This is a genomic window from Pseudoalteromonas sp. MMG005 (assembly GCF_018101015.1).
Taxonomy (GTDB): Bacteria; Pseudomonadota; Gammaproteobacteria; order Enterobacterales; family Alteromonadaceae; genus Pseudoalteromonas; species Pseudoalteromonas aurantia.
Genome location: NZ_JAGJEK010000022.1, coordinates 78,643 through 90,450, shown reverse-complemented (window position 1 = coordinate 90,450; position 11,808 = coordinate 78,643). Strand labels below are relative to the sequence as shown.

General features: G+C 39.7%; 8 protein-coding genes. 5 read left to right on the top strand and 3 right to left on the bottom strand.

Annotated elements, in window-relative coordinates; all coding sequences use genetic code 11:
- Positions 1–62: 62 nt before the first annotated feature.
- Positions 63–2,942 (bottom strand): insulinase family protein, encoded by a 2,880-nt coding sequence (locus J8M01_RS17440; protein WP_211058802.1) that lies wholly within the window; start codon positions 2,940–2,942, stop codon positions 63–65.
- A 106-nt stretch (positions 2,943–3,048) separates the two neighbouring features.
- Here J8M01_RS17440 and J8M01_RS17435 point away from each other — a divergent pair, with 106 nt between their 5' ends.
- The 3 genes from J8M01_RS17435 (at position 3,049) to ushA (ending at position 5,435) form a co-directional block, all read left to right on the top strand.
- On the top strand, positions 3,049–3,474 hold the full coding sequence (locus J8M01_RS17435; RefSeq protein WP_211058801.1) for an MAPEG family protein: 426 nt from the start codon (positions 3,049–3,051) through the stop codon (positions 3,472–3,474).
- 106 nt (positions 3,475–3,580) lie between these two features.
- Positions 3,581–3,766 (top strand): hypothetical protein, encoded by a 186-nt coding sequence (locus J8M01_RS17430; RefSeq protein WP_211058800.1) that lies wholly within the window; start codon positions 3,581–3,583, stop codon positions 3,764–3,766.
- 70 nt (positions 3,767–3,836) lie between these two features.
- Positions 3,837–5,435: a bifunctional UDP-sugar hydrolase/5'-nucleotidase UshA gene (gene ushA, locus J8M01_RS17425; RefSeq protein ID WP_211058799.1), complete on the top strand. Its 1,599-nt coding sequence runs from the start codon at positions 3,837–3,839 to the stop codon at positions 5,433–5,435.
- Between the two features lie 112 nt (positions 5,436–5,547).
- Here the strand turns inward: ushA and J8M01_RS17420 are convergent, their stop codons facing one another.
- Both J8M01_RS17420 and J8M01_RS17415 read right to left on the bottom strand, forming a co-directional pair.
- Entirely contained in the window at positions 5,548–6,474 is a 927-nt protein-coding gene (locus J8M01_RS17420) for a hypothetical protein (RefSeq protein ID WP_211058798.1), read from the bottom strand.
- Entirely contained in the window at positions 6,474–7,304 is an 831-nt protein-coding gene (locus tag J8M01_RS17415; RefSeq protein WP_247671181.1) for a phosphate/phosphite/phosphonate ABC transporter substrate-binding protein, read from the bottom strand. The genes J8M01_RS17420 and J8M01_RS17415 overlap by 1 nt, the downstream gene beginning before the upstream one ends.
- 281 nt (positions 7,305–7,585) lie before the next feature.
- Here J8M01_RS17415 and J8M01_RS17410 point away from each other — a divergent pair, with 281 nt between their 5' ends.
- Together J8M01_RS17410 and J8M01_RS17405 are read left to right on the top strand one after the other, a co-directional pair.
- A complete protein-coding gene (locus J8M01_RS17410) occupies positions 7,586–8,443 on the top strand; it encodes a S1/P1 nuclease (RefSeq protein WP_192510078.1) in 858 nt (285 codons plus the stop codon).
- A gap of 27 nt (positions 8,444–8,470) precedes the next feature.
- Complete coding sequence (locus tag J8M01_RS17405; RefSeq protein WP_211058797.1) at positions 8,471–11,578, top strand: TonB-dependent receptor; 3,108 nt, start codon at positions 8,471–8,473, stop codon at positions 11,576–11,578.
- Positions 11,579–11,808 lie beyond the last annotated feature (230 nt).

Here is an 11,808-nt window from a genome sequence, read left to right as displayed (position 1 = left end):
AGTGTAAATTGTGTCGGCTAAAGTAAGGGTGAACACACCTGCGTTCACCCCACTGTATTGGACTATTTCATTTTTATTTGCTTATAAAGCTCCTCTAAAGAGTGCACAACCGTTTGGTTTGGCAATTGCGCAAATGGTTCATCCGCAAACTTCTTGCCTCTCATTTGAACGTTGATTCTAGGCGCTGTGTTATTCAGCATTGTTTGTTGATAATACGATTTGATGTCACTCAATGACAATTGCGCCACCGCATTAATTAACTTGTCCATTGAGTCATAGTCATAACGTTCTCTATACCAATCAGCGATTAAAGGTCGTAATTCATCCCCTAAATTCTTAGGTTCTTCTTTCAAAGACACTAACAATGCATTTTTCAGATCAGTAAACGTTGCATCATCCAAATCATTCAGCGTTTTGCTATATTGCGTTTTAAATAGGTCAAAACGTGCCTGCATTTTTTCTACATCATTCACCGGAGTTTGAATATACAACCCTATCGCGGAATAGTCATCAATGCTTTGTGCTGTTACGCCAACCGCATAGGCTAATTGCTCTTCTGTTCTTAGGGTTTCAAATGCATGCTGACTAAAATGTGATTTAAGTAATAAGCCAGCCGCTTTTTGTGTGTACCCTGGCGTTGGATGAACATACATATCGACGATAGCCACATCTGCAACATCTATATCCTGCTGCCATACTAACGTCTGCCCTACTTTTGGCACTAGGTGTTTAGATTTTGTGTATTGGGTGATCAATTTCGCTGCTGGCAGTACTTCATTTATTTTAGCTGCAATGACAGCCAATTCTGCTTGATCATAATTTCCATAACTAAACACTCGAATATTATTTTCGGTTAACGTTTGTTGCTGTAATGCATTAAACTCGGCGACAGTGATACTGTCTAGCACCTCTAATTGAGCGCCCAAGTCATAATTTCCGGACCGTATAAGCTTTGAATATTGGCCAAACGCTTGACGGAATGGGAATTGCTTTTTAGCGTTTAGTAACCCGCGGCGATATCTATCCACCGCCTGAGAAAATGTTACCTCATCTACACTTAGCTCAACACTTTTTAGTGCTTGACTTACAAGCGTTGGTTGCTTGTCAGTAAAGCCTGAAACCGATAAAATTAAACCATTGCTCGGTGCCAAATTAACCGACATACCAGCGACACTCGCTTCTGTGATCAAACGACTTTGTTGTAAGCCAAACAGATCTGCCCACAAATGCATTGCCACATCGTGTTTGATACTCGTATTAGGTGTTGCAGTATTGATAAAAATATCCATTGATCCTTTCGGTTGGTGAGAAAACCGCTCACTCGCTGAATGCCATATGGTGATCCGCTCATCATTGTATACCTCAGAAACACCTGCTTTTGCCTGTTTAGCTGTGGTTTTAATATCGAACTTCTGTGGTAGTAAGCGGTTGATAGATGGCAACTCTAAGTTAAGATCTGTCGCTTTATTCCAATTTGCAACTTCTTCATCACTGATCTTTGCGATTTGATACTTACCATCATAAAAGTGCAGTTGGCTATCCGCAGGCTCTTGTTGACTGATATACCATACTCGCAACCGCTCAGGCGTTAATTGCTCGAGCACATTATTAACCGCTTTTTTATCAAACTGTGCGTAATGATAACCTGAATTCAACACGTGATTTAGCGGATATTTTTGCATATTATCGGCTAAGTTACTGACGTAACTAAATTCATCTCCCTTTTCTAAAAACTGGAACTCATTACTAAGAGACGTGTTGATCTCATTGAAGTATTTACTATCTACACCTTGCTTTTTAATTAACGAAATATATTGCATAACAGCCGCGACAATATCTGAACGCTTTGCCATACCCGCATCCGTTAAATTGATGTCAACCGTTAACGAACCATAGTTGCCATACATGGCGGGACTTGCATAGGCTGTTAAACTAGAAATCCACCCTTTGTCTTTGAGCACTTGTGCTGGCCCACCGGTCATTTCATTACTCAATAAATACGTGACAAAATAGTTGGGTTTTACTGCGAAATCAGCGCTATTGTTCTCGATGGTAAAGTCAATTTTTAGCTGCTTTACATCTTCATTGGGTACATAGTGAATCCGTTTTTTGCCCACTGTTGAAAAGTCGATGGCTTTGACGACTTCTGGCTTCTCGATATTTTTATTTTTAATTGTGGAAAAGTATTTTTTCGCTTTTAACGCCATTTCCTGAGTCGGTAAATTGGAGATCATGGCGACTTTCATTATATTCGACGAATAATATTGATTGTAAAATGCCACCGTTTCTTGGTGCAAGTTGCTGTCTTTTTTATCACCCAATGTTTCTAAATTACCGATTAAAAATCGGTTGGCTGCATGATCACCCAGCATATTTCTAGAGAGTTTGAATTGACCAAAAAAATCCATTTCTCTGCGCATTGACCATTCTGCATTTACGGCATTTTTTTCTTTATCTGTGTATTCAGGGTAAAGCTTCGGCGCTTTAAAAAAATCAGAAAATCTATCAAGTCCTTCGTCATAGGCATCATTATTCACTTTAAACATATAATTGGTGATATCAAGCCAAGTATAAGCGTTATGAACGCCCCCATTTTGCGTCATAAAATTCGTATACCCTTTTGAATCAGGGTAACGCTCAGTCCCCAGAAAAAGCATATGCTCAAGGTAATGTGCCATACCTTGTTGACTCATAGGGTCATGAAGTAACCCGACCCCCACACTTAATGCAGCTGCCGACTTTTCTACTTTTGGATCTGAGATCAATAACACATCGATACCATTTTCAAGTGTCATTGTTTCATATTGTCGAGTATCATTTGGACTGACAATTAAAGAGTCTGAAATCAAGGGAGCTGAAACGCTATTATTGACCGTTGATGTCGTAGAGCAGCCCGTAATGACGAACAGCGACAGTGCACTTAATGCGAATAATCTTTTCATATACTTTCCATAATAAATTTACTATTTAATATAGTCATAATTTCCTTGCCAATTTGCAATCATAAACGTACTTTGTTTGTAACACTCTGTAAAAAGGCACCTTAATATGCAGCACACCCCGTTACTTTTAGTCATATTCGCTATGTTTGGCCAAACTCTACTCACACTATTGGTGATGTTTATTATGGGTAAACGCCGGTTCAAAGCGGCCAAGAATAAGTTAGTCGATAAAAATGCATTTAAAACGATGGATCTGACGACCGCGCCTGAAGATGTCATCGTTGCGGGAAGAAATTTCAGTAATCAATTTGAAATTCCTATGCTATTTTTCGTTGTATGTGTGTTGGCTATTGCCTTGAATAAAGTGTCATGGGTCTTTGCTCTGAGTACGGTGCTTTTCGTGATTTCTAGACTAGTCCATAGTTACATACACCTCAGTACCAATCATGTACTCATGCGATATCGCACATTTCTTATCGGCTGTGTCTTCCTTATTATTCAATGGGCAGCAATAATATTCACACTTTTATAACAAAAGGTTATAAAAAAGCATCACCTTGTAACGTATTGTTCTTTTCCTCTTGAAATATTTTGATAGGATAAGCCCCGAAAAATAAAAACAATCGGGGCTGTCTAGGATGAATAACGAAAAAGAAATCTGTGATTTTGGGTTGCATAGTGGTGAATCATACCGAGCTTTGCCTGTGACATTTTTAAATTGGATGGTTGAAACCGATCATTTAAAGTCTCACATTGCCAAGAATGAACTGCAACGAAGAAGCATCGCTGTACAATCTGCGAATGAGGTATCAAAAAACTCCTAATATTTGCATTTATTCTTAGAGCTTTTAGTTTAAACTAGGGCCTAACTATTTTATTCCACAAAATTATATTATGCGCATAACTTTGTTCGCGAGTTGCTTGCTTTTATCGGCATGTAATTTATTACCGACGTCTTCTGATAATACCTCGGAATCTAAAGCCAAATACTTAACTGTTTTGCATACCAATGATCATCATGGCCGCTTTTGGCATAACGAAGATGGTGAGTATGGCATGGCAGCTCGAAAAACACTCATAGATGAATTACGACTTACAGCAGCCAATAAAGGTCATCGTGTTTTACTGCTCTCTGGTGGTGATATCAATACAGGGATCCCTGAGTCTGATTTGCAAAAAGCCGAGCCTGACTTTAAAGGGATGAGCCTAATCGGTTATGATGCAATGGCGATAGGTAATCACGAATTCGATAATCCCTTATCTATTTTAGACAAGCAAATTGCTTGGTCTAACTTTCCTTTGTTATCAGCCAATATTTTGAACAAAGACGATCACTCTCACGCCTATCAACCTTATACCATTATAAATAAAGGTGGCTTAACCATAGGTATTGTCGGTCTAACAACGGTAGATACTGCAAAAATTGCTAACCCTACTTATATTGGGGAACTAGATTTTGTGGAGCCATCAGCTATTACCAAACAGGTCGTTGATCAAATTCGTGCAAAACAAAACATCGATGTCATGATTGCAGTAACTCACATGGGCCATTATCACGATGGTAAATACGGAATAAATGCGCCTGGTGACGTAACGTTAGCACGTGCACTAGCACCGGGGACATTAGACATTATTATTGGTGGCCATTCTCAAGAACCCATTTGTGTAACTGATACAGGTGCTGAAGACCCGCATTTTGCGCCTGGTAAATCATGTCAGCCAGACCAACAAAATGGCACTTGGATTATGCAGGCACACGAGTGGGGTAAGTACGTCGGCAAAGCAGAGTTTAAAATTGAAAATGGCCAGAAATCACTACTAAGCTATGAACTCATCCCGGTCAACCTTAAAAAAGCCGATGGCAATTATGTTCAATCGCATATAAAACCTGACAAAAAGCTACAAGACTTCCTACAACCTTATCAATCTATCGGTGAAAAGCAATTAGCTAAAACGGTCGGGTCAATCGACAAATACTTAGATGGAGGCCGAAATACCGTTCGGTTTAAGCAAAGTAAACTGGCTGACTTGATCATAAAGGCACAAATGGCTGCGGTGAACGCTGATTTTGGCCTTATCAGTGGTGGCGGTATACGTCATAGTATTAAAGCGGGTGATGTCAGTTATAAGGACGTACTAAAAGTACACCCATTTAAAAACAGGATCACAAAAATTACCTTTACAGGTGAGCAACTATATCAATACCTGAATGTTGTTACTCAATTTCCTGCAGATTCAGGTGCTTACTTACAGTACTATGGTATAACATTTGATATTGAATCTGGAAAATTAGTCAACTTAAAAATAAAGGGTGAGGCATTTCAAGCAGATAGCACTTATACCATGAGTATTAACAGCTATAATGCCGCAGGTGGAGATGGCTACCCACTGCTTAATAAACACTCAGGATTTGCTTCGAGTGATTTAACTGACTCTGAAGTATTGATCAATTACCTCCAAAACCACTCTCCAATTAAAGTCGACCAGCTATAAACTAGACTTTAAAAGGCATAGCGCCTACATGGGCTATGCCTTAAGTTCAATAACAGACATTTACACATGTACCAGTTAGTTGCTGCGTTTAATTGTCACGTTGTAAACTTTGTTACTTCCCGATCACTTCAATATCTGCGAGCAAAACGTCAGATAAGCCATAACTATGTAATTTAGAACGGGAGCCCTCACCATGTGCTTTTGGTGGGTAATACTTCATTTTAAGCTCGCTATGCTCAGCCATAATCTCATCTAATGCCGCTCTTATCTCACTTAATGTTTTTTCCAAACTCGAAGAAAAATTAGGGCGCTTACGAATGGTGTGTCCTAATGTAATTAACCTGTCAAAATACTTGTCAGCGATTACCATTAATTCATCGGGCACATCTTTATTCTGATTTAGTATTACGTCAGGTTGAGCTTCGCAGAATTCGACCAACGCTAAATAAAAACACAGTGGTTTATTGGCAAGCTTAACCGCATCTTCCTTCGCACAATTGAGCATAATTGTTTTAGTATATAGGTCAACAACCAATCTTTTTGGTATTCTTGACTCAACATTTGTGTTGGTAGTACGCACTTTATCTCGTACAACCCCAGTACTCACCCAGCCAAAAAAAGCTGAATTTAATAACGCGAGCACAAATGGCAAGATATAGGCTGATTTGTTGTGCTGGGTATCAACATTAAAAGACACGTATATAGTACGATGTGCAGCAGCAAGCGGTTTTACCACTGTACTATCATGCTCTGGTAATTTAGAAATACTAATTTCTTTTAGTGATACCCTCGCTGCTTGGCTCCCAAGCCTGCTGTTTATTTTCTCGATATAAGATGCGACAACGTTTGGGTTGCCAGAATAGCTAAAAAACGGATCCGCAATGGGCAATGCATTTATGTCCAACGCAACGCGAGTAATAATTTGTGATGCTTGTTGATTTATGTCTTGTTCAATTTGTATAGTTTGTGCGCGATAAAATATTCCTGTGAAAATACCTGATATAACAATGAATAAAGTAATATTTTTCCAATGCGGCATCACACTTGCTCCCCTAAAAAGTGATAAGGTGATTTCTCGCATTGCCAATACTGTTGTAATGACTTGAAATAAGAAGAACTTTGCGAACGGGCAAGCGCGCTAATCACTGATTGTAACTCGCATGCTAAGTCTATATTCTCGTCATTCATTTTTAAAAACCATCGGCTGCCGACGATTTCGCCGCCAATTGGGACTATATAATTATTAGAAAAACGCACTTGGTCGTCTTTTCTCCAATATGACGAAATAATATCAACCTCGCCTTTTGCCAGTTTATCTCGTAATGACGTATGAGTACTCGCATAAACAATATCTAACGCGTCTAAATCAATATCTAACTGCTTAAACGCCTGTTTTGGTAATATATGGCCTGAACGACTGGTTGGGTAGTCAAGTAAGCCAATTCGTTTATCTAAAAAATAGGCTTTATTTAACTTAGGTTTCTCTTTATTTGAAATAAAAAACGCAGTGTAATTTTGATAACCAATAATAGGTCGGTAGTTGTGCGTTGATTCAGCCATGAGTGCTTGCATAACATTCTCTTTGCTTAATATCACATCCGCAACACCTTTGGCTAAAAACTCTATTTGCTCAGCTAAGTTGCCCCCCCAATATATTTCAACGTGCCCATACTGCTTGGCAACAACCTTACTCTCACAAAGCCCTTCTTTTATGTCTATGGCTAATCGCTCGATAGGAACATGCACCCGTAATACTGATTTATTTGCAATAGAAGAGGTCGTGCATTGGTAAGAATGTGTCAACACATGGGCTACATCATCTATGTTTGATTTACTAAAAGCCTGACCTAAAACCCAGCAGGCCCACATAGATAGAAACAATAATGTAACAATAGAGGGTTTATTGATTAGAATGTTATGATATCTCAAGGGTAATTTATTCTTATAGTGCCGACTTAGCCATTAGACCAGTAATCCTTACTTATTACAATAAGTAATTTTACTTAAACTCTATAAACCCTTGAATCACATACTTTATTAACAAGAAATTATGAATCCCGTTAAGTCCTTTTTATTTCTTGAAAAATACGGACAATTGACCTTATCGAATAGTCGTCATTGGCGACTTTTTAACAATGAAGAAAATGCATATGTTAGTTAAAAAGCTCTCTGTAATTGCACTTGTGGGTGTGTTGTCTAGTTCATTTAATGCCGTAGCATGGGGCCAAAATGGTCACCGCATTATTGGTAAAGTTGCTGAAGATCATCTAACAGAAACAACCACGAAAGCTCTGACCCCTCTTTTAGAAGAAAGTTCACTGGCGCAAATATCAACTTGGGCAGACGAAATGCGCTCTGACAGCAGTGACTTCTGGCGTAAAAAGTCCACAAAATGGCACTACATCAACATTAAAGACGCGAGCAAAATGCATAACCATGTTGACCATACGATTTCTTCAAAAGATCAAGTAAAGCACATCCTAGATGGTATTTACTACGCAAAAAACACCCTTCAATCTAATGATAAATCAATAGATGAGAAACGCTTTGCCCTGCGTTTTTTAGTGCACCTTGTGGGTGATAGCCACCAACCATTTCATGCAGGACGTGGCGAAGACCGTGGCGGAAACCTAATCAAAGTGACATTTTTTGGTGATAAAACAAACCTACATTCAACGTGGGACACTCGCTTAATTGAAAATGAGAGTCTATCTTACAGTGAGTTTGCAGAATTCATAAAAACGTCAAATAAAACCATTATAAGTGATTACCTTGATAGTGAGCCTGCAGACTGGTTATTAGAAAGCCATTATATTTCGGATAAAGTCTATAACTTAAATGAAACTGAAATAAGTTATGGGTACATTTATAAATATATGCCGACTGTAAGAACACGCCTACAACAAGGTGGTATTCGTTTAGCTGGCTTATTGAATCAAATTTTTGACAAAAATGCAGCGCCTTTAAAAGAAGCACTCAAGACTTCAAAAGTAACCGCTGTTAAATAAACTATTCAAAACACGGGAAACGACATAATGAAAACTCTATTGCGCAAAACAGCCCTATCACTTGCTATTGCAGCAAGCATCGGTGCAAGTGGAGCTGCATTTGCTAACGACACAGCTTCTAGTATGAAAGGTCAAGTTGTTGGTCCTCAAGGGAACCCCGCTGCTGGCACGAAAGTGACGATTATCCACACTCCGTCAGGCTCAGTGAAAACCACAGTGGTAAATGAAAATGGCACGTTTTCAGCAAAAGGGCTACGCGTAGGCGGCCCTTATCAAGTTATTATCGATTCGAACAAATTTGAAGATACATTGGTTGAAGACATTTATTTGTCTTTAGGTAAAACGTATCCCGTGACTGTTCAACTAAATTCTCAGCAAAACATGGAGCAGATTGTTGTTACCGGTCGCCCTATGACCATGCAATCTGGTGGTACAGGCCCCGCAACTCATTTCTCACTCGCAGACCTGCAAGAAAAACCTGCAATAAACCGTGATATCAAAGATATTGTACGTACTGATCCACGTATTTATGTAGATGAAAGCAGCTCTGGTGCCATTCAATGTGCTGGCGGTAACCCGCGTTTTAACAGTTTAACTGTTGATGGTATGCGCATGAACGATAACTTTGGCCTCAACCGCAATGGTTACCCAACTGAGCGTATGCCTTTCTCATTCGATTCAATTGCCCAAGTTGCTGTTGAGTTAGCACCATTTGATGTGCAATATGGTGGTTTCACATCATGTAATATCAATGCAGTAACAAAATCAGGTACCAATACCCTATCTGGTGGTGTGTTCTTTGATTACACCAATGACTCACTGTCAGGTGACAAAATTGATGGCAAAGAGCAAGCCATCGGCGACTACAATGAAAAGCGTTATGGCTTTAATGTAGGCATGCCATTAGTAGAAGATACGCTGTTCTTATTCACCAGTTATGAAAAGCTAGAAGGTGCACAAGTTTTTGAATATGCTCCGCTTGCAAACGGTAAAATAAGCCAAGCGACGATTGATAACATTGCGGCAATATCACTCGACAAATATGGCTATGATGCAGGTTCGCTTGTTCCTAGCATGCCAGTTGAAGATGAAAAGCTATTGGTAAAACTTGACTGGAACATCAACGATGACCACCGTGCAAGTTTTGTATACAACTACAACGATGGCTTCACGTTATCTCAGTCTGATAGCGGTTCTGATAGAATCTCATTGTCTAACCACTTCTATGAGCGTGGTGCAGAACTTCAATCATTTGTGACCTCTCTTTATTCAGATTGGAATGACGTATTTTCAACAGAAGTACGCATCGGCTACTCTGAACTAGACAACCGCCAACTTTCATTAGACCAAACATCTGGTTTTGGTGAATTCCAAATTAGAAACAACGACGTTACTGTTTATTTGGGGCCAGATGACTCTCGTCAAGCAAATAAATTAAAATACGACAACCTATCGTTAAAGTTTGCCGGTACATACTACCTAGACGATCACGAGCTATCATTTGGTTATGAGCGTGAAGAACTCGATGTATTCAACATGTTCGTACAGCACAATGAAGGTGAGCACCGTTTTGGTAGTATCGAAGACTTTGAAAACGGGGTTGCCCGTGTTTACTACGGTAATGCGTCATCGCATAACCCAGTCGATGCTGCGGGGGAATTTAAGTACGCATTAAATACCCTTTACGCGCAAGATAAATTCGACCTAATTGATTACGACATTACCCTAACAGCCGGTTTACGCTACGACTGGTATACCAGTGACGATGTACCTGCACATAACCCGAACTTCCAAGAACGTTTTGGTTTTTCTAATCAGCAAAACCTAGATGGCGTTGACCTCATTCAACCACGTTTTGGCTTTAACTGGATTTACGACGACCAACTAGAAATTCGGGGTGGCTTTGGCTTATATTCTGGTGGTAACCCGAATGTTTGGATCTCAAATAGCTACTCGAACGATGGCGTACGTAATATTCAAGAAAATGAACGTGGTGTTCAACTACTAGGCCCAGATGCGGTTGCCTTTGTTGATGGCGGAAAAGCAGGATTTGCAATCCCACAAGAATTATACAATGCGGTAGGCTCAGGCAGCGCAGATGACAGCACTAACGTCACTGACCCTAACTTTGAACTCCCATCAGAGTGGAAATATTCACTCGGTGCCACCTACGTCACTGAGTCTGACTATGTCTTTACGGTTGATTACTTATATACCGACAAACAAGACTCTGCGATTGTACGCAACTTAACCCTTGCGAGTACCGAAACTGCTCCAGATGGTCGTCCTATTTATAACGACGACCTTCATTCTCGTAAGTCAGACCTGCTATTAACCAATGTCACGGGTGATGATGGATATACCCATGTTTTATCATTTGGCATGAATAAGTCATTTGATAACGGCATCGATGTGGCGCTGTCTTATGCGTATACCATGTCGAACGATGTTCACCCAATGACAAGTTCTGTGGCGTTTTCAAACTTCCATGGTATTGCCGCTCATGACCCGCAAAACCCTGGCGTGTCAACGTCAAACTATGAAATTCCGCACCGCGCCACCATGTCTTTATCGTACAAGCATGAGTTCATTGATGGGCTAGCAACTAAGTTCAGCGTATTTGGTCAAGCAAGTATGACTAACCCATACTCTTATACTTTCGATGATACCCATATGTTTGGCTTTGCCGACAGTAAGCGAGACTTGTTATATGTACCACGTGTTGATGATGGTCACGTAGTTTATGGTGCAAATGACAAAGGTGAAGCATTTGACAAAGCCGCATTTGATAAGTGGGTTGAGCGTGAAGGTTTAACACGTGGTGAAATTCAAGGCCGTAACTCGCAAGATGGCGATTGGTGGGTCACATTTGATTTGAAAATTGAGCAAGAATTTGCCGGTTTCTCTGATAACCACAAAGGCTCGGCGTTCTTCGTAATCAAAAACGTAGGCAACTTACTCAATGACAATTGGGGCACCCTCAACACCGGTAGCTTTATGCAAAATGCCGTGACTGCATCAATAAATGACAATGGCCAATATGTTTTTGAAGAATTTAACAACCCATCAGGTACTGACTTTGAAATTAAACCTTCATTATACGAAATTCGCCTAGGGGTAAAATACGACTTTTAAGTTTTAACGGGTTCAAGGAGTTAACCCACCTGTAAAATATAATATTTATAAGCGGCTAAGGTGCTTAAATTGCAAATTAGCCGTTATTTATCAAATACGAAGTAACCAATAAATAAGCTTAAATATTGTACTTTACAAATTAAACCGTTGCAGATTAAAACAACTGCTTTACTGCAACATACTATAAAAATACTGGTAATACTGAAAAGTTACAGCTTTTTGGCTATTCG

Coding starts and splice junctions, on each gene's coding strand:
- J8M01_RS17405 (WP_211058797.1), top strand. CDS start 8,471: ATGAAAACTCTATTGCGCAAAACAGCCCTATCACTTGCTATTGCAGCA.
- J8M01_RS17420 (WP_211058798.1), bottom strand. CDS start 6,474: ATGCCGCATTGGAAAAATATTACTTTATTCATTGTTATATCAGGTATT.
- J8M01_RS17440 (WP_211058802.1), bottom strand. CDS start 2,942: ATGAAAAGATTATTCGCATTAAGTGCACTGTCGCTGTTCGTCATTACG.
- J8M01_RS17415 (WP_247671181.1), bottom strand. CDS start 7,304: ATGTGGGCCTGCTGGGTTTTAGGTCAGGCTTTTAGTAAATCAAACATA.
- ushA (WP_211058799.1), top strand. CDS start 3,837: ATGCGCATAACTTTGTTCGCGAGTTGCTTGCTTTTATCGGCATGTAAT.
- J8M01_RS17435 (WP_211058801.1), top strand. CDS start 3,049: ATGCAGCACACCCCGTTACTTTTAGTCATATTCGCTATGTTTGGCCAA.
- J8M01_RS17410 (WP_192510078.1), top strand. CDS start 7,586: ATGTTAGTTAAAAAGCTCTCTGTAATTGCACTTGTGGGTGTGTTGTCT.
- J8M01_RS17430 (WP_211058800.1), top strand. CDS start 3,581: ATGAATAACGAAAAAGAAATCTGTGATTTTGGGTTGCATAGTGGTGAA.